General features: G+C 57.1%; 22 protein-coding genes. 4 read left to right on the top strand and 18 right to left on the bottom strand.

The window, feature by feature from the left end; all coding sequences use genetic code 11:
* Window positions 1–30: 30 nt before the first annotated feature.
* The 12 genes from AC5FXY_RS08545 to mraZ form a co-directional block, all read right to left on the bottom strand.
* Complete coding sequence (locus AC5FXY_RS08545) at window positions 31–795, bottom strand: cell division protein FtsQ/DivIB (protein ID WP_493556238.1); 765 nt, start codon at window positions 793–795, stop codon at window positions 31–33.
* On the bottom strand, window positions 779–2,224 hold the full coding sequence (murC, locus tag AC5FXY_RS08540; protein WP_493556237.1) for a UDP-N-acetylmuramate--L-alanine ligase: 1,446 nt from the start codon (window positions 2,222–2,224) through the stop codon (window positions 779–781). The genes AC5FXY_RS08545 and murC overlap by 17 nt, the downstream gene beginning before the upstream one ends.
* Window positions 2,221–3,372: an undecaprenyldiphospho-muramoylpentapeptide beta-N-acetylglucosaminyltransferase gene (gene murG, locus AC5FXY_RS08535; RefSeq protein ID WP_493556236.1), complete on the bottom strand. Its 1,152-nt coding sequence runs from the start codon at window positions 3,370–3,372 to the stop codon at window positions 2,221–2,223. Before murG ends, murC begins: the two co-directional genes overlap by 4 nt.
* Window positions 3,372–3,551 carry a hypothetical protein gene (locus AC5FXY_RS08530; protein ID WP_493556235.1) on the bottom strand — a complete coding sequence of 60 codons (180 nt, stop codon included), beginning with the start codon at window positions 3,549–3,551 and terminating at the stop codon, window positions 3,372–3,374. Before AC5FXY_RS08530 ends, murG begins: the two co-directional genes overlap by 1 nt.
* A 32-nt stretch (window positions 3,552–3,583) precedes the next feature.
* Window positions 3,584–4,765 (bottom strand): FtsW/RodA/SpoVE family cell cycle protein, encoded by a 1,182-nt coding sequence (locus AC5FXY_RS08525; RefSeq protein WP_493556234.1) that lies wholly within the window; start codon window positions 4,763–4,765, stop codon window positions 3,584–3,586.
* 131 nt (window positions 4,766–4,896) lie between these two features.
* Window positions 4,897–6,294 (bottom strand): UDP-N-acetylmuramoyl-L-alanine--D-glutamate ligase, encoded by a 1,398-nt coding sequence (gene murD / locus AC5FXY_RS08520; RefSeq protein ID WP_493556233.1) that lies wholly within the window; start codon window positions 6,292–6,294, stop codon window positions 4,897–4,899.
* Between the two features lie 3 nt (window positions 6,295–6,297).
* The gene (gene mraY, locus AC5FXY_RS08515; protein ID WP_493556232.1) at window positions 6,298–7,518 is read right to left on the bottom strand and encodes a phospho-N-acetylmuramoyl-pentapeptide-transferase; all 1,221 of its coding nucleotides are present in this window, start codon (window positions 7,516–7,518) and stop codon (window positions 6,298–6,300) included.
* Window positions 7,519–7,639: 121 nt separating this feature from the next.
* Window positions 7,640–9,100 carry a UDP-N-acetylmuramoyl-L-alanyl-D-glutamate--2,6-diaminopimelate ligase gene (locus tag AC5FXY_RS08510; RefSeq protein ID WP_493556231.1) on the bottom strand — a complete coding sequence of 487 codons (1,461 nt, stop codon included), beginning with the start codon at window positions 9,098–9,100 and terminating at the stop codon, window positions 7,640–7,642.
* A gap of 65 nt (window positions 9,101–9,165) precedes the next feature.
* On the bottom strand, window positions 9,166–11,511 hold the full coding sequence (locus tag AC5FXY_RS08505; RefSeq protein ID WP_493556230.1) for a penicillin-binding protein: 2,346 nt from the start codon (window positions 11,509–11,511) through the stop codon (window positions 9,166–9,168).
* A gap of 7 nt (window positions 11,512–11,518) precedes the next feature.
* The gene (locus tag AC5FXY_RS08500) at window positions 11,519–12,229 is read right to left on the bottom strand and encodes an FtsL-like putative cell division protein (RefSeq protein WP_493556229.1); all 711 of its coding nucleotides are present in this window, start codon (window positions 12,227–12,229) and stop codon (window positions 11,519–11,521) included.
* A gap of 139 nt (window positions 12,230–12,368) precedes the next feature.
* Window positions 12,369–13,325, bottom strand: a complete 957-nt coding sequence (rsmH, locus tag AC5FXY_RS08495; protein WP_493556228.1) for a 16S rRNA (cytosine(1402)-N(4))-methyltransferase RsmH — start codon at window positions 13,323–13,325, stop codon at window positions 12,369–12,371.
* A complete protein-coding gene (mraZ, locus tag AC5FXY_RS08490) occupies window positions 13,322–13,795 on the bottom strand; it encodes a division/cell wall cluster transcriptional repressor MraZ (protein WP_493556318.1) in 474 nt (157 codons plus the stop codon). Before mraZ ends, rsmH begins: the two co-directional genes overlap by 4 nt.
* A gap of 291 nt (window positions 13,796–14,086) precedes the next feature.
* Here mraZ and AC5FXY_RS08485 point away from each other — a divergent pair, with 291 nt between their 5' ends.
* The 4 genes from AC5FXY_RS08485 (at window position 14,087) to AC5FXY_RS08470 (ending at window position 18,580) form a co-directional block, all read left to right on the top strand.
* Window positions 14,087–14,542, top strand: a complete 456-nt coding sequence (locus AC5FXY_RS08485) for an HYC_CC_PP family protein (protein WP_493556227.1) — start codon at window positions 14,087–14,089, stop codon at window positions 14,540–14,542.
* A 106-nt stretch (window positions 14,543–14,648) separates the two neighbouring features.
* The gene (locus AC5FXY_RS08480; RefSeq protein ID WP_493556226.1) at window positions 14,649–16,994 is read left to right on the top strand and encodes a TonB-dependent receptor; all 2,346 of its coding nucleotides are present in this window, start codon (window positions 14,649–14,651) and stop codon (window positions 16,992–16,994) included.
* Between the two features lie 39 nt (window positions 16,995–17,033).
* Window positions 17,034–17,417: a heavy-metal-associated domain-containing protein gene (locus AC5FXY_RS08475; RefSeq protein ID WP_493556225.1), complete on the top strand. Its 384-nt coding sequence runs from the start codon at window positions 17,034–17,036 to the stop codon at window positions 17,415–17,417.
* A 422-nt stretch (window positions 17,418–17,839) separates the two neighbouring features.
* On the top strand, window positions 17,840–18,580 hold the full coding sequence (locus tag AC5FXY_RS08470; RefSeq protein WP_493556224.1) for a LytR/AlgR family response regulator transcription factor: 741 nt from the start codon (window positions 17,840–17,842) through the stop codon (window positions 18,578–18,580).
* Here AC5FXY_RS08470 and AC5FXY_RS08465 read toward each other — a convergent pair.
* The 6 genes from AC5FXY_RS08465 to crtID all read right to left on the bottom strand — a co-directional run bounded on the left by AC5FXY_RS08465 (window position 18,561) and on the right by crtID (window position 25,523).
* The gene (locus tag AC5FXY_RS08465; protein WP_493556223.1) at window positions 18,561–20,618 is read right to left on the bottom strand and encodes a sensor histidine kinase; all 2,058 of its coding nucleotides are present in this window, start codon (window positions 20,616–20,618) and stop codon (window positions 18,561–18,563) included. The two genes, AC5FXY_RS08470 and AC5FXY_RS08465, sit on opposite strands and share 20 nt — an antisense overlap.
* A 143-nt stretch (window positions 20,619–20,761) precedes the next feature.
* Window positions 20,762–21,427 carry a fatty acid desaturase gene (locus tag AC5FXY_RS08460; protein WP_493556317.1) on the bottom strand — a complete coding sequence of 222 codons (666 nt, stop codon included), beginning with the start codon at window positions 21,425–21,427 and terminating at the stop codon, window positions 20,762–20,764.
* A gap of 119 nt (window positions 21,428–21,546) precedes the next feature.
* Window positions 21,547–22,413, bottom strand: coding sequence for a 4-hydroxy-3-methylbut-2-enyl diphosphate reductase (locus AC5FXY_RS08455; protein WP_493556222.1), 867 nt, complete (start codon window positions 22,411–22,413; stop codon window positions 21,547–21,549).
* Window positions 22,414–22,500: 87 nt separating this feature from the next.
* Window positions 22,501–23,028, bottom strand: a complete 528-nt coding sequence (locus tag AC5FXY_RS08450) for a hypothetical protein (RefSeq protein ID WP_493556221.1) — start codon at window positions 23,026–23,028, stop codon at window positions 22,501–22,503.
* Between the two features lie 16 nt (window positions 23,029–23,044).
* Window positions 23,045–23,926: a phytoene/squalene synthase family protein gene (locus AC5FXY_RS08445; RefSeq protein ID WP_493556220.1), complete on the bottom strand. Its 882-nt coding sequence runs from the start codon at window positions 23,924–23,926 to the stop codon at window positions 23,045–23,047.
* Between the two features lie 97 nt (window positions 23,927–24,023).
* A complete protein-coding gene (gene crtID / locus AC5FXY_RS08440) occupies window positions 24,024–25,523 on the bottom strand; it encodes a bifunctional phytoene desaturase/3,4-desaturase (RefSeq protein ID WP_493556219.1) in 1,500 nt (499 codons plus the stop codon).
* Window positions 25,524–25,563: the final 40 nt, after the last annotated feature.

The following is a 25,563-nucleotide window of genomic DNA, read 5'->3' as shown; positions in this document are numbered from 1 at the left end:
CCGGAAGATCAAGGGCTTTAAACGCCCGACCTATTCGCAAATTATTTGGTTCTGGAATTCCACATTGACGCGGTGATAGGTATCCCATCCTAAAGCTGGCGGAATTTGGCGGTAAAATACCATGAGTTTCGCAAATTTTTCCGAAATATTCTCGGGATATCCAAATTCCACGCGCTGGTCGCCGACTTGTTGGGTGAAAATTATTTTGCCATTGGGCGACAAAAATACTTCGGCGATTTGAGCCCGCCAGAAGGGATGCTCATCTACGTAGCGCAAAAAATCAAGATACCTTGTACCAGTCGAATCTTGGAAAAATTGCTCGTCCAATGCGGCTCCCCCTACCCGTGCGATAGGTAATACTCGGGCGGAATAAAGCGCCGATAATGGCAAGGTCTGGCCATCAGCATCGAGGTATTGATCTTGGCTGGCATCAGCATGCACGAGGCGAGCAATGGGGCGGTTTTGGCGCACCTCGGCGTGAAGGTTGCCACCCAGGTCGCGGTATACTTGTGCGTCTTTCACAAACGGATGGGTTTTCAGGCGACCTTCCAGAGCCCGCAGATCCAAGTCCTGCGGCTCGGACCCTTCCAGCCGCTGATTTCCATTACGCGTGAGCAGAGCCGTCACTTGCTGTTCGCTGATGAAGAAATTGTTAAACTCGTTACTGATTGTCACGACAACCGAGCCCACTGGTCGGTTGTGCTGACGCACAGAGGCAAAGACAGTTAAGACGGTCAGCAAGAGCAGACTGCCAATAATGAAAAGTACATTTTTTGCCTTACGCTTCAGAGCCATACCACTTCTTCTGCAAGATTTTTTTCAATTCCGGCACGAGCTGGTCAATGTCGCCGGCTCCTACGGTTGCCAGCACCTCAAAGTCTTCGTCGCTGTAAGCGGCCTCGGCCTGCAGCACCCGCTCCTTGGAAAGCAAAGCTTTGCGAGGGCCTTTGATCTTTTCGTAAATTATATCCGACGAAACGCCTTCGATTGGTTGTTCGCGGGCGGGGTAAATAGGCAACAGAATCACCTCATCGGCGAGGCTAAGGCTTTGGGCAAATCCGTCAACAAAGTCGCGAGTCCGGGAGTACAAGTGCGGTTGAAATATGACCCGCAGTTTCTTCCCAGGATACAATTCTCGCACTGAGCGCAGAAACGCTTCTATCTCGCGCGGATGGTGAGCGTAGTCATCGATGTAAGCCCGCTCTGTTCCCTTCGTCAGCACAAATTCAAAACGACGGTGCACACCCCGGTAGGCAGCTACTGCGCTAGGCAGCTGGTCCCATCCCAATCCCATCAGGTGGGCCGCAGCGGCAGCTGCAATCATATTTTCCGCGTTGTGAAAGCCGGGAACATGGAGTTCCAAGCCGGTCACGCGTGCATCGCTCAGACCAGGTGCCAACAGTTCGAACCGAAACGCATGACCGTGGGCATGAATGTGCCCCGTATGTACTTCAGGCCCTTGGCTAGGTGTAAGGCCGTAGCGGAGTACGCGTACGCCAGATGGCACGGCCTCAGCCAAGCTGGGGTCGGCGGTGTGATTCAACAGCAAGGTGCCGCCGGGCTTAATCTGGCTGACAAACTGCCGAAACGAGTCGATCAGAGCGGCTTGCTCGCCATAGATGTCGAGGTGGTCGGCGTCGGTGCTGGTTACGATGGCCACGTCGGGGTGCAGGGTCAGGAAGCTGCGGTCGTACTCGTCGGCCTCCACCACCACCGGTACTTCAGCCCCGGCATCGGCGGGGGGCAACAGCAGGTTCGATTCCAGATTGACGCTGATGCCGCCCAAAAATGCGCCGGCCGGAATACCAGCGTGGTGCAACAGGTGAGCCACCATGCTGCTGGTAGTGGTTTTGCCGTGCGTACCGGCCACGGCGATGGTGCGGCGGTCAGCAGTGAGCAGCCCCAGCACTTGGCTACGTTTGCGAATGTCGAAGCCATTTTCGCGCAGCCACGCCCATTCCTGATGATCCTTAGGAATGGCCGGCGTCAGCACCACCAAAGTCTTTTCCGGATTTTCGCGCACCTCCGTGGGTATATGCCGTGGGTCGTCCTCGAAGTGGATGTGGATGCCTTCGGCCAGCAGGGCCTCGGTAAGCGGCGTACGGGTCTTGTCGTACCCCCACACGATATGACCATTGGCCCGGAACCAGCGCGCCAGCGCCGACATGCCAATGCCGCCAATGCCGAGAAAGTAGACGTAAGGAAACTGGGCTACAGGATTCATCGGGCGATTAATGCGCGTTGGCGTTCGATTAGGATTTCCAGCTCGTCAACGATGGCAAGGGTAGCATCGGGACGCGCTAGGGGCTGAATGTTGCGGCGTAGCTCGGCTTGGCGGGCTGGGTCGCGTAGCAAATCCAGAGCCACCGAATAAAGTTGCTGCGAAGCCTCGGCATCGGTCACGAGCAGAGCGGCATTGCGCGACGACAAGGCTTGGGCGTTTTTGGTCTGATGGTCTTCGGCCACATTGGGAGAAGGCACCAGTACGCAAGGCTTATCGGTAAGGCACAATTCAGAGACTGATAAAGCACCGGCGCGGCTGATGACCACATCCGCGGCGGCATAAGCCAGATCCATGCGCTTGATGAATTCCAAGGCATGCAGGCCTGCTGCTGCAAAGGGAGCCGATTGCTGCTGCGCATCGGGGAAGTACAGTTTACCCGTTTGCCACAGCAACTGTACGCCGGCTTCGCACAGGCGTGGCAGGGCAGCGGCCGTGGCTTGGTTAAGGGTGCGGGCCCCTAGGCTACCGCCTACCACCAACAGCACTGGGCGGTCAGGATCCAGGTTAAAGAACTTCAGCGCCTCAGCACGGTCGCCGCCCGCAATTTCGCTGCGCACAGGGTTGCCGGTCAGTAGCAGCCGCTCCGCTGGGAAAAACCGTTCCATGCCTTCGTAGGCGACGCAGATTTTATCAACGCGCTTGGCGAGCAGCTTATTTACGAGACCGGCGTACGAATTCTGCTCTTGAATCAGCGCCGGAATGGCCCGTGAGGTAGCAGCCAGCAGTACCGGGGCCGAGGCGTAGCCACCTACTCCCACCACGGCATCGGGACGGAAGCGTTCGAGCAACTTGCCCGCTTTGCGCACGGCCCGGAACACTTTCACCGGAAAAAGCAGGTTCTGCGGCGTAAGCCGACGCTGCAGCCCCGCAATATCGAGCCCCACGATACGGTAGCCGGCTTCGGGCACGCGCGTCATCTCCATACGGCCGTTGGCGCCCACAAACAGGATGTCGGCATCGGGCCGCCGCCGGCGCAATTCGTTGGCAATAGCCACAGCTGGGAATATATGCCCACCTGTGCCTCCGCCGCTGATGATGACGCGGCAAGAGGCATTGAGGTTTGGCTCGATATGTTGGGCTGCTGCCATCAGTTTGCTAATTCAACTTTTTCCCAGGCTGTGGAAGGCACTCCAAATTCTTCATCCGCGAAGCTTTTGGCTATTTCTGCACTGTCTTGCAGGTAGTCAGCAATGTTCCTGCCCTGCTCGTCGTATACATTCAGATACCAGCCCAATTCAGGCAAGTCCGCTTCAATGCGGAAGGTCAAGCCGTTATGTCGGGCGAAGAGACTGTTCGGCATCAGGCCATTGCCGTTTGTTTTGGAATGCGGGGAGCATCTTCGGGTTCACCCACCATCGGACGAATTTCCCGCTCCCCGCGGCTTACGCTCAAGATAATACCAATGCTTATCCCGGTGAAGATGAGCGAGGTACCACCCATGCTCAGCAACGGCAACGGCAGACCCGTAATCGGCCCGAGGCCCACGGCTACGCCCATGTTGACCATGGCTTGCAGCACCAAGCTGAAACTCAGTCCCGCTGAAAGCAGTCCGCCGAATGCGCCGTAACTGCGCATCACGGTAAGCAAGCCTCGGTACAGGAAAGCCAGATAGAGAAACAGCACTCCTACCCCGCCCATCAGACCGTACTCCTCAATGATGACGGCGTAGATAAAGTCAGAATAAGGGTGCGGCAGGATGTTACGCTCGGTACTGTTGCCTGGCCCTTTGCCGGTCAGCCCACCTGTAGCAATAGCAATGTAGCTGTGCTCCAGCTGGAAAGGCACCGGTTTCGACTTATCGGTGAAGTTTTCGATACGGGACATTACCGTCTTACCTCGCTGGCCGGTAGCCAAACCAATGCCACCCAAAACCGCTCCGATGAGCACCATCACCATCATTTGCTTCAGCGGTACCCGCCCAATAAACATCAGCAACAGGCAGGTAAAAAACAGCAAAAGCGCTGTGGAGGCGTTCGAAAGCACAATAATGCCACAGATAACGCCTACCCAGATCATTACGGGTAGCAGTGTGGTCTTAAAGTTTTCCACGTACTGCTGACGACGGGAAAGCATGCTGGCCAGGTGCGAAATCAGCGCCAGCTTGGCCAAGTCAGAAGGCTGAAAGGTCTGGTTGATGACCGGAATCGTGAGCCAGCGCGAGGCCTCATTCACGGTGGTCCCCCCCATGAAGTAGGTAAAAATCAGCAGCGGCACCGACACCAGCAGCGCGTATAGCGACAGGCGTGAATAATGACGGTAATCGATAAGGTGCGCCAACCAAGCGAAAAAGAGCCCAACGAAGATTAGGCCTGCATGCTTGATGAGGAAGTACTCGGTGTTGCCGCCCATCTTCTTATAAGCCAGTGTACCAGTAGCCGAGTACACCACCGCAATCGAGATAAACGAGAACAGCAGAACGATGCCCCACAGGACAGGGTCACCCTTAAGGTTCTTCTCCAGCCAGTTTTTAATGGGTTCCATAAGTGCTGTTTATGCTTGATTCACTGCTTTTTCGCTTGTCAAAATACCGGCTGCTGAAGACCTCATCACCGCTGATGGCAAGCACCAGATCCAGAGGGCTCGTTGGCGTGATAAAGTCTCCAGCCAGGGCATTAGGATGACAAGGCTCTTTCCTGCGTCAGTTGTTCTACCGCTTGGGCAAATTGCCGGCCGCGGTCTTCGTAGTTCTTGAATAAATCGAAAGATGCGCAGGCGGGCGAGAGCAGCACCACGTCGCCGGGCTGGGCCAGCTCGGCGGCACGGCGCACGGCATCGCGCACATCTTGGGTTTCTTCCAACACCGGTATCACTGCACCAAAAGCGGCTTGCAGTTTGGCATTATCGACGCCGAGGCAGATCAGGGCTTTTACTTTGTCCTTGGCCAGTGGCAGCAGCGTGGAATAGTCGTTGCCTTTATCGGTACCACCCGCAATCCAGATCAGCGGCGCTTTCACACCGTCCAGCGCGTACCACGCGGCTTCCACATTGGTGGCTTTGGAATCGTTGATGAAGCGGGCACCGTTAATTTCACCCACAGGTTGCAGGCGGTGGTCGGCGTTGCTGAAGGTGGGCAAAGCGGCTTCAATTTGTGGTACGGATACCCCAGCGACGCGAGCCGCCAGAATGGCCGCGGCCATGTTCTGGCGGTTGTGCTGCCCGATAAGCGGCGAGCGAGCAATGCTCACTTCCTCCGCTCCCTCAGTCTGCGCTTGCGGAATGCGAATGCGCAACGTGGTATCTGACAGATAATGGGCCGCACAATCGGCATCGGGATGCGGCTGCAGGCTGAAGGGCAGGTCGTTGGTATCGACGAACACCGATTGGTACTCCTGCTCGATTACGCGGTCGTCGGCGTTGTAAACGAAATAGCTGCTGCTGTCCAGGTTGCGGGTGATGCGCAGCTTGGCCTGGGCGTATTTCTCTAGTGAGTAATCGTAGCGGTCGAGGTGGTCGGGCGTGATGTTGAGCAGCACAGCCACGGTAGGCGTGTAGTCATAGGTATCGTCGAGCTGAAAGGAACTCAACTCCAGCACGTACCAGTCGAACTTATCGTCGATGACCTGCTCGGCAAACGAGTGACCGACGTTGCCGGCCAGGCCGACTTTGAAGCCCGCCTCTTTCAACAAGTGGTACGTCAGCAGCGTGGTGGTCGTCTTGCCGTTGGTACCGGTAATGCCAATGCTTTGCGCCTTGGTGTAGCGGCTGGCCAAGTCGATTTCGGAAATGACTTTAATGCCTTTTTCCCGCACGGCTTTCATTACCGGCGCCTTTTCCGGAATGCCGGGGCTCTTCACGATTTCGTCGGCCACCAGAATTTCTTCCAGTGTGTGCGTACCCTCCTCAAAGCGGATGCCGGCGGCCGTCAGCTTTTCGCGGTACACAGGCTTCAGCGGCCCGCCATCGGAGACGAAGACGGCGTAGCCTTTGGCCTGCGCGAGCAGCGCGGCCCCTACCCCGCTTTCGCCGGAGCCGAGTACTACCAAGGTTTTGCCTTCACCTGAATGCTGCATGGCTTAACGCAGTTTGAGGGTTACGAGAGTAAGCACGGCCAGCATAATGCCCACAATCCAGAACCGCGATACGATTTTGGATTCGTGGTAGCCCAGCTTCTGGTAGTGGTGGTGCAAGGGCGACATGCGCAGCAGGCGACGACCTTCGCCGTACTTGCGTCGGGTGTACTTGAAGTAGCTCACCTGCACGATTACCGACAGGTTCTCGATCAGGAATATACCGCAGAGCACTGGAATCAGTAGCTCCTTGCGTACGATGAGGGCCAGCACTGCGATAATGCCGCCGATGGCCAACGAGCCGGTGTCGCCCATGAATACCTGCGCCGGGTACGAGTTGTACCACAAAAATCCCACACAGGCTCCTACGAAGGCCGTGCAGAAAATCGTTAGCTCGCCCACGTTCGGAATGAACATGATGTCGAGGTAATCGGCCAGGACAGCGTTACCGGACACGAAGGCAAACACGCCCAGAGTAGTCCCGATGATGGCTGAAGTACCAGCCGCCAGTCCGTCGAGCCCGTCGGTGATGTTGGCCCCGTTCGACACCGCCGTAATGATGATAATGACGATGGGAACGTAGAAGAAGGCGTAGTATTCGTTGAAGAAGTCTCCCGCGGTAGCGAACAAGTCGCCGTAGTTCAGCTCGTTGTTTTTGGCGAAGGGGATGGTGGTAATCATCAGCTTCACGTCCTGATACACCTTGCTGGCGTCTACGGCCGAAAACTGGCCATTGGGTAGTAAATATTGGCGTACCGTTACGTCGTGGCTGAAGAACAGCACCCATCCCACGGTAATGCCCAGTCCAAGCTGCCCCAAAATCTTGAGTCGGCCCGGCAGGCCTTCTTTATCCTTCTTTACTACTTTGATGTAGTCATCGACGAAGCCAACCAAGCCTAACCAAACCGTGCTAAGCAGCATCAGGATGATATAGGTGTTATCGAGCTTGGCAAAAAGCAGTGTGGGCACCAGAATAGCCAGCAGTATGATCAGGCCGCCCATCGTAGGCGTACCCTTTTTCTCCAGCTGCCCCTGCAGGCCCAGGTCGCGCACCGTTTCCCCGATCTGCTTGCGTCGCAGAATAGCAATCAACTGCTTACCAAACAGCTGCGCGATGATGAGCGACGTAACCACTGCCATAGCGGCGCGGAACGAGGTGTACTGAAATACCCCAGTGCCGGGCACGTTGTAATAGCGGTGGAGGTAATCGAAAAGGTAGTAAAGCATTAGTCAAGGCAGGTGCGCTAGCCAATTCAGGCGCGGTGAAGCAGCAAAAATTCGGCTTTTTCGGGTGCGGTCAAACGTTGCGAATTAGAAGATTTTAATGTAGCGCAGCTTGCTACACCTATTATAAACTCAGCAGTTCATAAGCTTCGCGCAGCACTTCACGGTCGTCGAAGGCGCTGCGCTGGCCTTGGACTTCCTGGTAAGTTTCGTGGCCTTTGCCCGCTACCAGCACGATGTCGCCGGGGCGGGCCAAGGCGCAGGCAGTTTTGATAGCTTCGCGGCGGTCGGGCACGGTGAGGTACTTGCCCGCATCGGTAGGGCGCACGCCGGATTGCATCTGGCGAAGGATTTCGTCGGGGTCTTCGAAGCGCGGATTGTCCGAGGTGAGCACGGCTCGGTCGGACAGCCGGCAGGCCAACTCAGCCATGATAGGGCGTTTGGCGCCGTCGCGGTTGCCGCCGCAGCCTACCACCGTAATCACGGCCTGATCGGGTCGGCGGATTTCGGCAATGGTCTCCAGTACGTTCTCCAGCGCGTCGGGCGTGTGGGCGTAATCCACGATGCCCACCACGCGCTTGCGCGGCGACACCACCGGCTCGAAACGCCCCGGCGCCGAAGTCAGACCCGAAAGCACCGTCAGTGCATCATCGGGCTCTTCGCCCAGCAGTGTGGCGGCGCCGTACACGGCTAGTAGGTTGTAGGCATTGAAGACACCGATGAGGCGGAATTGCACCTCATGGCTATCTACTTCCATTTGCAGGCCATCGACGCCGTTCTCAATCAGTCGGCCCCGCACGGTGGCCAAGCCCCGCATGGAGTAAGTCGATTTCTTGGCTTTGGTGTTTTGCAGCATCACCATGCCGCGCTTATCATCGGCGTTGGTAAGGGCAAAGGCTGAAACCGGCAGCATGTCGAAAAAGCCTTTCTTGGCTTTCAAGTAGTTATCGAACGTGCCGTGGTAATCAAGGTGGTCGTGGGTCAGGTTGGTGAAGACGCCCCCGGCGAAATGCAGCCCCGTTACGCGGTGCTGCACCACAGCGTGCGAGCTGACTTCCATAAAAGCGTGCGTGCAGCGGGCCACCACCATCTGTGCCAGTAGCTCGTTGAGGCGGATGGCATCGGGCGTGGTGTGCGTGGCCGGCACCACTTCGTGCCCGATCTGGTTTTGCACCGTGGAGAGCATTCCGGCTTTGTAGCCGCGGGCAGAAAATAACTTATGCAGCAGGGTAACAGTAGTGGTTTTGCCGTTGGTACCGGTTACCCCCACCAATTTCAGCTGTTTGGAAGGGTGCCCATAGAACGCAGCCGCCATATGGCCCATAGCCTCGGCGCTGTCTTTTACCAATACAAATGCTACCTGCTCGCTTAGCTCGGCTGGCAGTTCTTCGCACACCACCACGGCCGCGCCTTGCGCTACGGCTTTGAGAATAAACTGGTGTCCATCGGTTTGTACGCCGCGCAGTGCGAAAAACGCAGCCCCGGCCGTAGCCTGCCGCGAATCGAGCGTGAGGCTGGTGATGGCTACGTCACCAGCACCGCGCTTGTCTAGCACAGTAACATCGGCGAGGAGCGCGGAGAGCAAGTGCGAAGATTCAGGTTGAGGTGAAGTCAAGAGTAAAATGCAGCGTAGAATTCAAGGAAGGATTATTACGAGCGGCGGGCCGACTTGCCGCCCACCGGCTGGGCTGCCGATGGCCTTGGCCGGGCCGGCTTTTGCCCCGGGAACAATGCCCCCGGATCATCTGGTCGGGCTATGGGCTGCCCGGTTGGCGAAACGGGCTCAGGAATTACCGTTGGCTCGGGAGCCACGGAAGGCTTTGGATGCGCGTAAGGCAGCGCCGGCACGGCGGCCTTCGCCACCAACGATGGATCTTTCAGCTCCAGCACTACGGAGGCACCCCGAGTCAAGGGTGTGCCAGCTGGCACTGACTGGCGCGTCACACGGCCGGTCCCGATGGAGCGGATGCGCAGTCCACGGTTTTCAAGTAAAAACAGGGCGTCACGGCGCGTAAGGCCAGTTACGTCGGGCATGCGGCCGCGGCGTACGGGTAGGGATTCCCACTGCAAAGCCGTGATACCCTCGCGGGTTTCGGCTCGCACCCAGTCATCGGCCGCGGAGCCGGCGGGATGGTTACTCACGCCCATGCGGCTGCACACCAGCTGCAATTCGTCCTGCAGGCCGGCGTGGGCTGCTGGCACCACAGCCTTGCGTAGCGGGGCGCGGGCCAGCAAGGGCCGCTGGCTGGCTTGGTCGCGGGCCATGGCCTTATCGGCTACTTCGCGGAACACCGGCGCAGCTACATCGGCGCCGTAGATGCGGCCGTTCTTGGGCGAATCGACCACTACAATGCAGGAATACTTCGGCTTATCGGCCGGGAAATAGCCGCAAAAGGAAGTAGAATACGTCTTGGTGTAGCGGCCGTTTTTGAATTTCCAGGCCGTGCCGGTCTTGCCGGCAATCTTATAGTCTTCGGTGCGAATGCCGCGGGCCGTGCCGTGCTCTACCACGCCTTCCATCATGGCGCGTACCTTGGCCAGTGTAGCATCGGAGCAGATCTTCGGGTTCAGTACCCGGGTTTCAAAACGCTCCAGCACCTGATCGGCCTGCTTGATTTCCTTTACAATGAGGGGCTGCACTTTCACACCGTCGTTAGCCACGGCATTGTAGAAAGCCAGCGTCTGCAGGGGCGCCAGCTTAAGTTCGTAACCGATGCTCATCGTCGAAAGCGACGTGCGGCTCCAGGAGCGGTCCTTGGGGTCTTTCACATAGGGACGCGCCTCGCCCGCCATCTGGATGCCCAGCGGCTGGTGCAGGCCAAATTTCTTGAGGTAGTCGGTGTATTTGTTAGGATCAGGGGCGAAGTGGTCGTTTACCAGCTTAGCCACGCCTATGTTCGATGACTTCTCAAATACCTGCTGCACCGAAATCTTGCCGTAAGGGTGGGAGTCGGTCTTAACGGCGCCGGCAATTTTCATGGAGCCAGTGCGGCCGGTATTCACCGTGTCGTCGAGCGACAAGCTGGGGTTGTCTTCAAACAAAGCCATCATTGAGGCCAGCTTGAACGTGGAGCCCGGCTCGGTACGGCCTTGGTCGGCCAGCGCGTAATTGTAGTCTTCACGGTACACACCATCGGCTACCTTGCCGAGGTTGGCCACGGCCTTGATTTCGCCGGTCTTCACCTCCATCAGAATGACCGTGCCGTACTGCGCATTGTTGTCGATCAGGCTGCGCAGCAGAGCGTTTTCGGCCACGTCCTGCAGGTTGATGTCGAGCGTGGTTTTGATATCATAGCCAGCTTGAGGCTTGATTTCGGTGCCGTCGTACACGGGCTTGAGGCCACCGGGCAGGCGTTCAAACAAGGCTTCGCCGTCTTTGCCAGCTAGCTGCTTATTGAAGGTATATTCCAAGCCAGCGCCATGCTTTTCTTCGTTCACAAAGCCAATGGTACGCTGCGCCAAGCCGCCAAAGGGACGGAAACGCTTGTCGACCTTTTCGAAGATGACGCCGCCCTTGTTTTTACCGGTCCGGAAGATGGGCCAGGTAGCCAGCAGCTTCTTTTCTTGGTAGTTGATCTGGCGCGAGTTCAGGCGCAGGTAGCGCACTTGCGGCTTGGCGTAGTACGCGTTTTTCAGCTTGCGCTTGTAATCCTGTACTGATCGGTCGCCGAAAAAGCGCGACAGGGCAATAGCCAGTGAGTCGACGTTGCTCTTAAACAGCGCCTCGTTCACCACCGACGGGTCCCAAGCCACCCGAAAAAAGGGCAGCGAGGTAGCCATGATGCTTTCGTTATCCGACAGGATACTGCCTCGGGTGGCAAATACCGGCTGGTACACGATGCGGCGCTGCTGCTCTAAGGCGCGCCACTTCTCCCCTTCCTGGTACTGGATGTGCTGAATCTTCCAGACGATAGCACCCGAAAACAACAGCACGCCCAAGAAGGCGAGCCGCACCCGCGTAACAATAGACTTCTTAACGCTGCCCTGCTTGCTCATACCTCAACTAGTGCTTCTGCTGCTTCTTGCCTGCTGGCTTAGCGGTGGTAGGAGTCGGTTTCTTGGCTGGCTTAGCTGCCGGTTTCGGGGTTGGTTTAGGCGCTGCTGTGGAGGCCGTAGAGGCCGTTGTGGGCTTTGCAGCCGCCGCTGCTACCGAATCCTGCGCGGCCCGCACAGCTAGCGAGTCGGCCTCACTCACCGTTACGCGGTCTAGTTCGGCTTCTTCCAGGCCGCCAGCTGGTACCGTGATGCGGAAGGGTGGCGACGAGCTTTCTACCAGCCCGTAGGCGGCTACTTTGCGCGCCACTTCGCTTTGCTTGCTGGCTTCCATGTAGTCCGACTTCAGCGTGGTATAGTCAGCCCGCAGATCTTCCGTTTCCACTTTCAGCTTCTGAATGCCCCGGTTCATGCGCGTAGCGTAGTGCGTGTTGCCGATGTAAACCAGGATCAGCAGCATCACGAAGAGTATGTGCGGCAGAAAGCGCACGGGCACCCCATCACGGAACAACCCGTCGACGTTCAGTATCTTCTCAACCAGGGTAAAGATGCTCCACGTCGAGCGTGCTTTCTTTTCAACGCGCGGTGCTTTGGGTTCAGGTTCGGGCGCTTCCTCCGGCTCGGGCACATGCACCGGCTCGGGTGCCGGAGGCGGCACTATTGCCCGCGGCACATTCTGACGCGGCTGAGAGGCAGGTGGACGAGCGGTATTAACGGCCATTTTCAATTAAAAAATTAAAAATGAGGAATGTAGGATAACGCTTTAGCAGCAAAAGCCTCGGCCCAGCGGGTAGCCTGCGGTACCAACTGCCTGCAGCTGGCAGCCGAAAAAGTGGCGTTATGTATAGGCGGCCAGTTCTTCATTTTTCATTCTTGGCTTTGAGTTGATTCCTTTCCCCAACTCGCAATTTAGCGCTCCGCGCCCGGTTGTTCAGCTGCAATTCTTCTTCCGATGCCGTGACGGGTTTGCGCGTGAGCACGTCGAATGGCTTCTGCGGATTGCCGAAAAAGTCTTTTTCGACCTCCCCAAAGAATTTTCCCGCCGCGAGGTAGTTCTTCACCAGGCGGTCTTCGAGGGAGTGATAGGACATGACCACCAGCCGCCCGCCCGGCCGCAGCACCCGTGCCGACTGCTCCAGCATGGCCTGCAACACAGCCATTTCGTTGTTGACTTCGATGCGCAAGGCTTGGAATACCTGCGCCAGATACTTGTTTTCCTTGCCGCGCGGCGTGCAGCTGGCAATAGCTCGTTTGAGGTCAGCAATGGTCTCGATGCCCCGGCCGCTGCGGTTTTGCACCACGGCTTTGGCCAGGGTACGGGCATTGGTCACTTCGCCGTACATACCAAAGATGCGATGCAGCTCACCTTCGGCATATTCATTCACCACATCGGCGGCCGTGGGGCCCTCGTCGGGGTTCATGCGCATGTCCAGCGGCCCATCGAAACGGGTGCTGAAACCGCGCTCCGGCGTATCAAACTGGTACGACGACACGCCCAGATCGGCCAGCAAGCCATCGACCTGATCCACGCCGAGGTCGGCCAGAGCGGCGTGCAGGTCCCCAAAATTGGCGCGGATAAACGTAAACCGGTCGCCGCGTGGGCCGCCGAGCAGCTGCTGCGCCTGGCGCTCGGCATCGGCGTCCTGGTCAAATGAGTACAGGTGACCTTGGGGGCCGAGCTGTTCCAGAATAGCCCAGGAGTGGCCGCCCCCCCCGAAGGTAACGTCCACATACAGCCCATTGGGGCGCAGGGCTAGGCCGTCGAGGCATTCCTGCAGCATCACGGGCCGGTGGTAGGTCGCGTTGGGGGTGCTCATGCGGCCAGTCCGCCCGCCGGCGACGTTTCAGAGGTGAGAAATTTTTGAGCGAGCTTGGAGAAGCTTTGCTGGTCTTTGATCAGGAACTCGTCGTAGCGGTTCGGGTCCCAGATTTCACAGCGGTTGCCGAGGCCCACGATGATAGCTTCCTTCTCGATGCCTGCGTAGCGCAGCATGGTGCGCGGCAAACCGAAGCGGCCGATGTTATCGAGTTCCACTTCTGTCATGCCGCGAAAGAAATTGCGCTGAAACTGCCGGTACTCCTCATTGAACTCATCCAGCGCCATTACCTTCTCGTGAATAACACGCCAAGCGGAGCGTGGGTACAGCACCAGGCAGGGCTCGAAGCCGCGTACCAGCACCAGCTGGCTGCCCGACGACTCCGGTAGATTGGCCTTTACCTTTGCCGGCAACACGAGCCGCCCTTTCGGGTCAAGCTTGCATTCATATTCGCCGGAGAGCAGGTGCATGGTGAAATGGCTAGGTAGGGGCACGGGGTCGGTAAGCAAAAGTACACAAGCCCACTCAAAAGGTCACCACCTTTTTCCATTTTCTACCACCTTCAAAAAAGCCCTTCAGACGCCGTTAAAGCACTTTTTGAAGCTCGCGGGAATGATTCGGGGTAAAAAGTGGTAGTACTTGATGGACGATTGCCACAATGGCAGTCCGTGTTCGGCCGTCCCCACAGCCGCTGTAATCCTGCACTTCCGCTGCCTTATTCTGTACTGCATCGGCCGCTGATAAGTGCGTATCTTTGCTTCGTGAAACAACGCTCGTTGATTCTACGCTTTACCAGCCTGTGGATGGCTCTGCTGGTCCTCACCTCTTCGGTGGGTCTGACCGTGCAGCAGCATACCTGCCACATGAGCGGCCAGACTCAGCGAACCGTGGTGCTTACTCCGCATCACGCCTGTGCCCCGCAGCAAGCCGACTTGGGTTGCCAGAACCCCGAGTTGGCTCAGGCAAAGGAATTAGTTAAGGATGCCTGTTGTGCCTTCAGCGCGGAACATCACAAAGTCGACGCCACGGTTCATCTGGACCTGACCAAGATCGTAGCTCCGGCGCTGCTGGCAGTACTCCCCGCTGCGGCTTGGTATCCGCAAGCGCCAACTGCAGCCTCGGTGGCCCCGCAGCTAATCTGGCACGGCAGCGACTCGTCTCCTCCCCTGCGGGCCGGACGCGAATTGCTGACTTTCGTGTGCACGTTGGTCGTTTAGTTTAGAATTCTTCCCTACCGTTACGCCCGCACGTCGGGCACGTTTCGGCTGCTAGTTACGCCGTGACCTATAGCAGCCGCTGGAAGACTTCTAACTCATTGATCATATGAATACTGCGCTGCGAAACCGCATCCTGCGCTTACTGCCGCTCTTGTTACTGAGCGGTGTGCCTGCGGCCTTTGCCCAGTCCTCTACCCCCCTACAGCCCGTACGGGGAGAAGTAACCGACGGCGCCACGCGCGCCGCGCTGCCGGGCGCCATTGTGCGCTGGCTCGGTACCGATCAGGCCACTACTACCGACGCCAAAGGCCTGTTTGCGCTGCCCTACTCTACTAAAGCCACTTCCGACCGGCTCGTTATCAACGCGCTCGGCTACCGTGCCGACACTGTACAGGCAGCCGCTTACGTGCGCATCGCCCTGAAAAACAGCGCGGAGCTACAGGAGGTCGTCATCACCGACCGTGCCCCGAGCTACTCCTCGCTTACCCCCACCAACACGCAGGTAATCAGCAGCCAGGATCTGACCAAGTCGGCCTGCTGCAACTTGGCCGAGAGCTTTGAAACCAACGCGTCGGTGGAGGTATCGACCACCGATGCGGTATCGGGGGCCAAGCAGATTCAGATGCTGGGCCTGGACGGCTCTTACTCGTTGCTGACCGTCGACAACCTGCCGGCTCTGCGCGGGCTGTCGTCGCCGTATCGTCTCAACTACTTGGCGGGCCCTTGGATCGAGAGTATCGATATTATTAAGGGCATGGGCTCAGTAGTTAATGGTTACGAGTCGATTTCGGGACAGGTAAACGTGCGCCTGAAAGAGCCCGACAAGACCGATCGACTGTTGTTTAATGCCTACGTCAACGACTTCGGCAAGTACGACCTGAACCTAAATACTTCTGCTCGCATCAGCCCCAAGCTCAGCACCGCGCTGCTGTTGCACGCTGACCACCTGGGCCGCCGCGTCGACCGTAATAAAGATGGTTTTCTGGATCTGCCGCTGGCTACGCAGTACAACGTACTGAATAAGTGGAAGTACAAGTCGGGCAAGGCTGTGGTGAGCGAACTAGGCATCGGCGCCCTGCGCGAAACCCGCCAGGGAGGTCAGGTAGGCTTCCGGGAGGGCGATGCTAATAACCCATACTACGGCATCACACAAGAAACCAACCGCTACACCGCTTACGGCAAGACTTCCTATACCTGGCCAACTAAGCCCTATCAGAGCTTAGGCCTGTTGCTGACGGGCACTAGCCACGCATTCAACTCGGCATACGGCGGCAGCGTATATGGCTCCAGCTTTGAACAGGTTCATCACGGCCACGGCGCTCATTACCGTCCTCAGCGCACCTACGATGGCACCCAGCGTACCGGGCTGGCTACGTTGCTGTTTCAGAGCGCCATCGGTAATACGTCGCACGTTTACCGCCTCGGCGCCAGCTACCTATACGACGCTTTCGTGGAACACCTGCGCACTGGAGAAACGGGCCTGACGCCTGAGCAAGCCCGCCAGCGCGAACGGCGGGCCCGCACCGAGCGGGTACCGGGAGTGTTTGGGGAATACACTTACCAGAACTCGCGCAACCTGACCCTGGTAGCGGGCGGCCGCGCCGATTATCACAACTTATTCGGTTGGTTTCTGACCCCGCGCCTCAATGTGAAGTACGATGCTACCAGCAGCACCGTGCTGCGCTTGGCAGCCGGGCGGGGTTACCGGGTGGCCAACCCCATTGCCGAGAACACCGGCATGCTGGCCAGCAGCCGCATTTTCAACGTGGCTACCGACCTACAGCCCGAACGCGCCTGGAACGTGGGCGGCAGTTTCTCCCAATACTTCACGGTGGCGGGCCGACAGGCGACTTTCGTGACTGATTACTATCACACGGTGTTTCAGAACCAAGTGGTAACCGATCCTTACACCCTGCCCTCGCTGCTGATTATCCGCAATCTGGGTCCGGGTGGGCGCTCGTTCTCGCGCAGCTTCCAGACCGAAGTACAGGTAGAGCCTGTAAAAGGCTTGCAAGCCAAGGCCGCCTATAAGTGGCTGGACGTGCAGACCAGCTACGGCAATCAGCTCTTGCCCAAGCCGCTTACACCGCAGCACCGCTTGTTTGGCAACCTGTCCTATGCCAGTGCCTACGATAAGTGGCGCGCCGACTTTACCGCCCAGTGGTACGGCCGCCGACCTTACGCTCACGGTCCCGAGCACCAGCACGATGCCAGTGGCGACACGCCCGTGCTGCGCTATTCGCCACGTTTTGCCATGTTCAACGCCCAGGTTACCCGGGCTTTCAAACGCATGGATGTGTATGTCGGCGTCGAAAACCTGACGAACTACCGGCAGCGCAACCCGATTGACGCTGCGGACCAGCCTTTCAGCCCGGCATTCGATGCCGCTATGAACTGGGGTCCTATCTACGGCCGCTTAACTTACCTGGGCATGCGCTTCCGTTTGGAATAGCATTTGCATTAAGACTCTCACTTCTCTAATTCGACCTTCATGAAAACCATTCAAGCTCTGCTTTTTAGCCTCGTTTCGCTTTTTGCTTCCGAAGCCGTAATGGCTCAAAACGGCGGCAGCAAGCCCAAGCAGAAATCCGGTACGGAACAGATTCAAATCAAGACTTCCGCGGTGTGCGACATGTGCAAAACCCGCCTCGAAAAAGCCATGGCTTACGAAAAGGGGGTGCAAGCGGCCGTGCTGAACGTACCTACCCAAATGCTTACCGTTACCTACCGGGCTGACAAGACTACTCCGGAGGCGTTGCGCACCGCCGTCACAGCCACCGGCTACGACGCCGACCAGCTGACGGCCAATGCCAAAGCGTATGAGCGCCTACCCGAGTGTTGCCAGAAAACTAACAGCATCCACACCAAAGAGTAATCTGGTTGGCCATCCCAACACCCTTCGACAGCGCGGCCAATACTCAGCAGTACGGCCGCGCTGTCGGCGGTTATAAGGCCACTGACTTGTAAGTAAAGTTATTATTGCGTGCTGCTTAATATTCAACAGCATCGGTAGAATTCTACTGCATTCACCACCCGCACACATACACCTTCAACTTTTTTACACAACACAACCCTCTTAAAATCAATTATATATACTATTTATCAAACTCACTTATTTCAGTCATTAATTATTCATGTTTTAATTGTGTCATGCTGAGAATTAGTAGAGGAACCGACAGACCTGAGTCGATGAACTGTTTTATACAGTCGCTGAACCCTAGTTTATACTTCCGGTGAGTAGTAAGGGTATTCGACAAACCTATTATATTCACCCCCATTCTCGCTGCGACCCTGGTCATGAAGATTACTTGTTTGCTTCTCGATGACGATCCGCTGGTACTAGATCTGCTACAGGCTTATATAGCTATGACGGATGTACTGGACGTAAAAGCCACTTTTACAGATCCACTGGAAGCGCATAGTTATCTGTTACAAAACGAAGTGCAGGTGCTCTTTTCCGACGTCACCATGCCGCACCTATCGGGTCTGGACCTAGTGCGCTCTTTGCACGAGCCGCCATTGGTAGTGCTCATGACAGCGCATCCACAGTATGCAATGGAGGGGTTCAACCTAGACGTATGTGATTTCCTGCTAAAGCCTATTTCGCTGGACCGCTTTCTGAAAGCCGTCAACAAAGTAGCAGGCCTATTGCGCACCTCGGCTCCGGCCCTTGCTCCCGACCACGGTGACCTGCTTTCCGGCTGGGGCTCCTTTTTTATCCGCACTGATTCTCAGTTTGTACGCCTACATTACCGCGAAGTACTTTACATCGAGGCGCTGAAAGACTTTACCAAAATCAACACGGTGGATGGGCGCACCCACCTAACGCTGGTCAATCTCAAGAACCTCGAAGAGCAGCTACCGACGGGCCTGTTTGTGCGGACGCACCGCTCTTATCTCGTCAACGCAGCGCGCATCGATTCGGTGAGCAATCAAGAAATACGCGTGGGTGGTCGGGCCCTACCATTGGGCCAAACCTATAGGGAAAAGGTGACGGAGCGCATCGTGAACCACGCTCTTATTCGGCGACAGCACTAGGCCGAACGTCTACCCTCACTACCGCTTCAGGTGCTGCGGCACCACCCGATTCAGCGGTGGGCAAAGTAAAACGGAATATCGACCCTTTGCCCAATTCGCTTTCGCAGAGGAGTTGGCCACCGTTACGCTCTACAAATTCCTTGCACAGAATCAGCCCTAGGCCGGTTCCCTTTTCGCGGGCAGTGCCCAGGGTAGTATGTGGTCCTGCTCCACTGAAGAGCAAGTCTTGTTCTGCCTCGGTCATCCCGATGCCCGTATCCTGAACGGCGACTTCCCAGAAAGTACCCAAGCGCTGCGCCGACACTGTTACGTGGCCTCCGGTTGGCGTGTACTTTATCGCGTTACTGAGCAGGTTGCGCAGCACCAGCCGCGTCATGTTCACATCGGCGCGCACATCATGCGGTTCACACACTTCGCTTTGAAGGATGATTTCTTTCCGCTCAGCGTCGCCGTCCAGCAGCGAGAGGCATTCCTCTACCACCTCATCGAGTTGAAACACCTCGGGGCGCGGCCCACGGCCTTGCATTTGCGTAGCTGCCCAGTTGAGCATGTTGTCGAGCAAGCCCAAAGTAGTGGACAACGTCCGTGTCAGCCGCTCCGAATGGGCCGAGAGCTTTTCCGGGGGAAGCTTGCCCATGGCCAGCAACGACAATAACGAATACAATGAACTGAGCGGGCTGCGCAAATCGTGCGATATAACCGAAAAGAGCGTGTCTTTGGTCCGGTTTAGCCGGTCGAGCTCTTCCTTTTGCCGGCTGATGGCGGCGTTCTTTTGTCGCAACAATCGGTTGATACGGTGCTGCTCCTGCCGGCCCCGGTACAGAGCAATTACCGTCAGTAGTAGTAGCACAGTGCCAACAGCTAGCACATTGCGGGCTAGCTTCTGACGGCGCAGATTGGCCTCCTGCACTTCGCGCTTCTTGGTCAATAGCTGAATTTCACGCTCCTTCTTTTCGGCTTCGTAGCGGGCACGTAGCTCGGCTACTTGCACCGCCCGTTTTTCGGCGGCAGCGCTATCCTGCAGGCTTACATAGCGCAGCAAGGCCGCTACAGCCGACTCAAACTTGCCTTGGCGGCGGTAGATGCTGGCTAAGTCGCGGTAAGCCTCGCTCAAGCGCACCGTGCTGCGGCTTTGCCGCACAAGTGGTAAGGCTTTCGCCAGATAGCGCTCAGCTGCTGGCAAATTTCCGATAGAGTCGCTGGTCATGGCGAGCGACTCGTACAGGGTAGCCTGCAGGTCCGGCGGCGTACGGCGGCGCGGTAATCGATCCAAAGCACGGTTGTAGAAGCTCTGAGCCACTTCGTAATTGCCCAGCGCCACGTACACCTCCCCCGTGCTATGCAGCGCGTAGCCCACCCCTGCGCTATCCTGAAGCTCGGCGGCGCGCTGTACTCCCAAACCTAAGTAATACAGCGCCCGACTGAAGTGCTGCTGCTCCAAGTGCATGCGGCCAACTGCATGCAACGCCATAGCGGCGCTGCGAAGGTTGCCAATACGGCTCCAGATGTTGTAGGCCCGCTCGTAGTTATTCAGCGCCTGAGCCCAGGCATGTTGGCTGGCGTACACATCCCCCAAATGCTCATGCACCCGGGCCTGGGCAGCCTCATCAGGCGGGCGTAAGCTCTTTAACTGCCGCAATGCTTGCTGATAGCTATTGCGGGCCTGCCCCGTGTCGCCTTGCGCAAACTGCACCTGCCCCATTAACTGAAAGGCACCGGCAACATCGGCTGGACGGGCAGCTAGTCGGTACAGCTGCAGGGCTTGTTTGGAGTGCCGGACAGCTTGGTTGTAGCGATGCAGTCCCAGTAGCGCCTTCGCCATGGCCGTATGCGCCACTGCCGCCCGAGCCGGTTGTTCTCGCGATACGCGGTTTAACTGTTCTTTAGCTTTCCGTAACGATTCCTCTAGGTGAGGCTCGTTTGTCTGCAGGGGAGCGTAGCGCAGGCTACCAGGTAAGCCCAACTCCTCATCGGGCCGCGCTAGGGCTTCTGCACGCGTGCTCACAGTCATAGCCCACACCATGGCCAGCAAAGCCAAGCAGTGGGTAGAACAATGGCGCAATGTTCGCGTCAGAACCAAGATAAAACGGTGATAGAATGGCGAGTACGCACCGATAGGGGTATGCCCCCATCTAATTAAAATTAAGAAAAAACTCCATAAAAAGCCGGACTTGCGTGCTGTTATGCGGCTTGTTTCGTACGCCAAAGGCGCCACCACGGCAAATAAGGCTGATCATGGTGTTCATAATGGTACCCGAAAAAGTAGCAGCTGACAAAGGCCCACGCGTGATGCGGTAGCTGACTCCGTGACTTATGAGCGTTATCGGGGGCGTGCTCACCCCGGTGCGGTAAATAGGTTCCGAAATAAAACAATTGCACCGTCGCTAGCACCGAAGGCAGCATCCAGAAGGCTATGATATTGCCGGTAGGCAAAAGCAGCTTTAGCACGTTGAAGGTAGCAGCCATCAAAAGCACTTGCCAGAAGGTGATGTAGTTCCGGGCAAAGCGCAACAACCAGCGCAGAAATCCTTCGTGCTGGCCGTCGTGGTAATCCGGGTCCTCAGGAGTGGCTACGTGCTGGTGGTGGGCATGGTGGCGGGGCAGCAGACGAGGATACCAGTTGAAGGCAAACAGAAAAGCCGCCAAGCCTCCCAAGCCGTGGTTGAGCCGCCGGTTAGGACTCACCACGCCGTGCATAGCATCGTGGGCCGTAATGAACAGGCCAGTGTACAAATGTGTCTGAACCAAGGCCAGCAGATAAGGCCATGGGGTACGCCAATTGGGCGTGTAATACCCCAGCAGGTACACCAACAGCGCTGCCCAGCAAGTAATGATCAGCACGGCCATGGCTACGCCTTTATAACCCAGCGGCTCTGGGCGTACCCTACTTAGGGGGGGCGGCTGACTCAATATCGGATTGGCCGCTGAGGAAGAAGCTCCTGACTGGGAAAGGCCACTCATGCGCGTCAAAGGGCCATTAGTGCATCGCGCACATCTTCCATCAGCCACATGGGCGTACTGGTAGCGCCACAGATTCCTACTGTTTGGCCAGGCTCAAACCAAGCTGCGCAAATCTCTTCCACTTTGGATATGAAGTGCGTGTTGGAGTTGGTGTCTTTGCACACCTGGTACAGGACTTTACCATTGGAGCTTTTCGTACCCGACACAAACACGATTTGGTCGTATTCGGCGGCGAAGCGACGTAGTTCCTGGTCCCGGTTGGACACCTGGCGGCAAATGGTGTCGTTGGCGGTCAGCTGGTAGCCCCGGCCTTCCAACTCGCCCTTGATGCGGTAAAAGCTATCGGTGCTTTTCGTGGTCTGGCTATAGAGCGTGATGTTGGAAGGCAACTCGTGGCGCAGCAACTCGTCAAGGTTCTCAAAAACGACGGCGTCACCGCGGGTTTGGCCGAGCAGGCCGCGCACCTCCGCGTGACCGTGCTTGCCGTAGATGAAAATGCGCTCCTTCCGGTCGTAGCTGCTCTTGATGCGGTTTTGCAACTTCAGTACTACCGGGCACGAGGCGTCGATCAGCGTGAGGTTGTTCTGTAGCGCCATCTGATACGTGCTGGGCGGTTCGCCGTGCGCCCGGATCAGCACTTTCTCGTCACGCAAGCCGGCCAGCGTATCGTAGTCGATGATGCGCAGGCCACGCTTTTCCAGTCGCTCGACCTCCTCATCGTTGTGCACGATGTCGCCGAGGCAATACAGGTAGCCCTGCTCGTCAAGGATATCCTCTGCCATTTGAATGGCGTAGATTACCCCGAAGCAAAAGCCGGAATGCGGATCGATGCGGACACTTAGGTTGAGCGGCATATCTGACTCGGTAACCATTAATCCGGGTAGAAGGTTGCGACGGCGCTACCGCCAGAAGATACAAAATATACCCCGGGACTTATTTTGCTTGGCGAGCAGCGCAGGTCACTCCGGTAGCTTGCGCAAGCGGTCGGCATCGGCGCCGGTAATGTGGTTGTTGGCCAGCATGAACTCGCGCACGTTTCGGAACGACTCCGCATCCATTCCTGATTTGGGGTGGCGCAGCAGGGCCTGTAGCAAGAAGGTGCGGTCTTCGTCTAGGTGTTTGCTGGCTCCCAGGAACCTTGGCAGGTTACTTTCCACACTGAAGCGCAAAAAGCGTACTTCGGCCTGCTGCGGTTTCAGCGCCACGGCTTCGTCAAACTGCTTGCTGGCAACCTTTACCCGATCGAGCTTATCGAACATGCCGCCGGTATGCTTGGCCATAAGTGCTTCTGAGGCAGCCTTGTAAGCCAGCACCGTAGCGTCGCGTCCGGTATAGGCGTTCATCAGCTGATGTAGGCGGCGGCTGGCCGCCGCATCGTCGGCGGCTTCGCGGTAAAGGCGGCGCAGGGCCGGCAGGTCGTAGGAAGAGGTGGTTTCGGTGGTCAGCACAGAGACGAACAGGGAGAACAGGAGAATCAGCAGTTTCACGTTGGGGAGCAAATACTTAGATAGCGCGGAGACGGTATCGGAAGTACGAGCCTACCAAGAGTAATAGTTTCGTATTGTCGGGCACCCGCACCCGGCCGCTTAAAATACGGGCTGCGGGCTGCTGCCGGATTTTGTCGAAAAGCTTTAGGTAATAAACATAAGCGAGGTACACGCCCAAGCGGGCTGAACGTGGTAGCTCGCAGATTCCCGCGTAACCGGATTCAAAATCGGCCCGGATATCGTCCTCGATTTCGCGCTTGGTTTTGTCATCGAACTGTTCGTAGCAAACGCCGGGAAAGTAGACCCGGCCGCGCTCTTCATAGTCCGAACGCAAGTCGCGCAGAAAGTTTATCTTCTGAAAAGCAGCCCCAAGGCGGCGCGCCGGGTAGCGCAGGCGCTCAAACATGGTATCGTCGCCTTCACAGAATACGCGCAGACACATTAGCCCGACCACTTCCGCCGAGCCGTAGATGTACTCGTCGTAGAGCTGCTGATCGTAGCAGATATCCTCCAGGTCCATGGCCATGCTGTGCAGAAAGGCTTTGATAAACTCCCGGTCGATGCTATAGCGGTGCACGGCCAGCTGAAAGGCGTGCAGCACGGGATTCATGCTGAACTGCTCATCGAGGGCGCGGAACGTTTCGTCCTGAAATTCGCGCAACAGCGCCGTTTTGTCGCGGTCGTGAAAAGTATCTACAATTTCATCGGCCCAGCGCACAAAGCCATACACGGCATAAATGGCTTCGTGAAACCTAGGATCCAACGTGCGAATGCCGAGTGTGAACGAAGTGCTATAGCGCTGCGTGATGAGCTTGCTGCACCCTAAGCTGGCTTGGTCGAACAAGGCCACGTGGTCCACAACGGGCGAGGGGGAAACGGCGGGTGGAAGAGTGGCCATGGTGGGAGAAAGTACAGATTGGGTCTACGTCAGAAAAATGCGGAATAGTCGTCCATTGTTTGTGGGCCCGACCTACGTCATCATAATATACTCATTATCACACCATCACAGGATATTCCTTTTCCACTTCGCCGGCTACCACCTGCCCCGAAATAAGCGAAGGTGGCACACCCGGCCCTGGCACCGTGAGTTGACCGGTGAAATAGAGGTTATCGACTTTGGGGCTCTTGAGCGTGGGCTTCAAAATGGCTGTTTGCCGCAGGGTGTTGGCCAGCCCGTAAGCATTGCCTTTGAAAGCGTGGTAGTCGTCCTGAAAGTCGCGGTGAGCGTAACTGCGGCAGTATACCACAGCGTCGCGGATGCTCTGGCCAGTGTGGCGCTCCAGGCGCTCCATGATAATGTTGTAGTACCGTTGACGCGTAGCCTCATCGTCGCCGCCAATACCCGGGGCCACTGGAATCAGCAGAAACAGGTTCTCGCAGCCTTCTGGTGCCACCGATGGATCGGTGACGCTGGGCACGGAAGCGTAAAACAACGGCTTGGTAGGCCAGCGGGGCGCCTCGTAAATCTCGTGAGCGTGGTGATTGAAGTCTTCGTCGAAGAACAAATTGTGGTGGCGCACGTTCTGCAGGCGCTTGTTCAGGCCCACGTAAAACAGCAGCGACGAAGGCGCCATGGTGCGCGTGTCCCAGTACTTAGGGGAATAATGCCGATGCTCAGGAGCCAGCAATTGTTGCTCCACGTGGTGATAATCAGCACCGGCTACTACCACGTCGGCTTCGTGCAGGCCCGAAGAAGTGAGCACACCGGTAGCCCGACCGTTGAGCACCGGTATTTGTTGCACTTCCTGATTGTACTCAATGCGGACACCTTGCGCTTCTGCCACCCGCACCATACCCTGCACAATCTGGTGCATACCGCCCATGGGGTACCAAGTACCTAAGGCGAGGTCGGCGTAATTCATGAGTGAGTACAGCGCGGGAGTATTCTGCGGCGTAGCGCCTAGAAACAGCACCGGAAACTCCATCAGCTTCACCAGTTTGGGATGCTGAAAGAAGCGCTTCACGTGGGTGTGCATGTTTTGCAGCAGGTCGAGCCGTACAGCATCAACGAGCAAACGCGGATCGGCAAACTCCAGAACCGAGCGGCCGGGCTTGTTCACGAATTTGCTCATCCCCACTTGATACTTATAGCCCGCCTGCCGGAGGAACTCATCTAAGCGGCGGCCGGCGCCGGGCTCCAACTGCTCAAACATATGGCGCAGCGCTTCCATATCGGCCGGCACGTCCATAACGTCATTGGTCCCAAACACTACCCGGTACGAAGGGTCGAGGCGCACGAGGTTGTAGAAGTCGGCGGGGGTATTTCCGAAACGGGCAAAGAACTGCTCAAACACATCCGGCATCCAGTACCAGCTAGGCCCCATATCGAAAGTGAAGCCATGGGCCTGAAACACCCGAGCCCGGCCGCCGGGGCCATCGTTTTTCTCCAAGACGGTGACTTGGTAACCGCGCTGAGCTAGCGAAGCGGCAGCAGCCAGACCGGCAAAACCAGCTCCAATGACAATAACTCTCGATGCTTGGGCAGAAGTAGTCAACAGATGCAAAAAGATGAATGGACGGTAGCAAGCTACCAAT

Source organism: Hymenobacter sp. FMD4, assembly GCF_058932745.1.
Note: the sequence above shows the minus strand (reverse complement) of the source record. Positions and strands in the feature narration are given on the sequence as shown.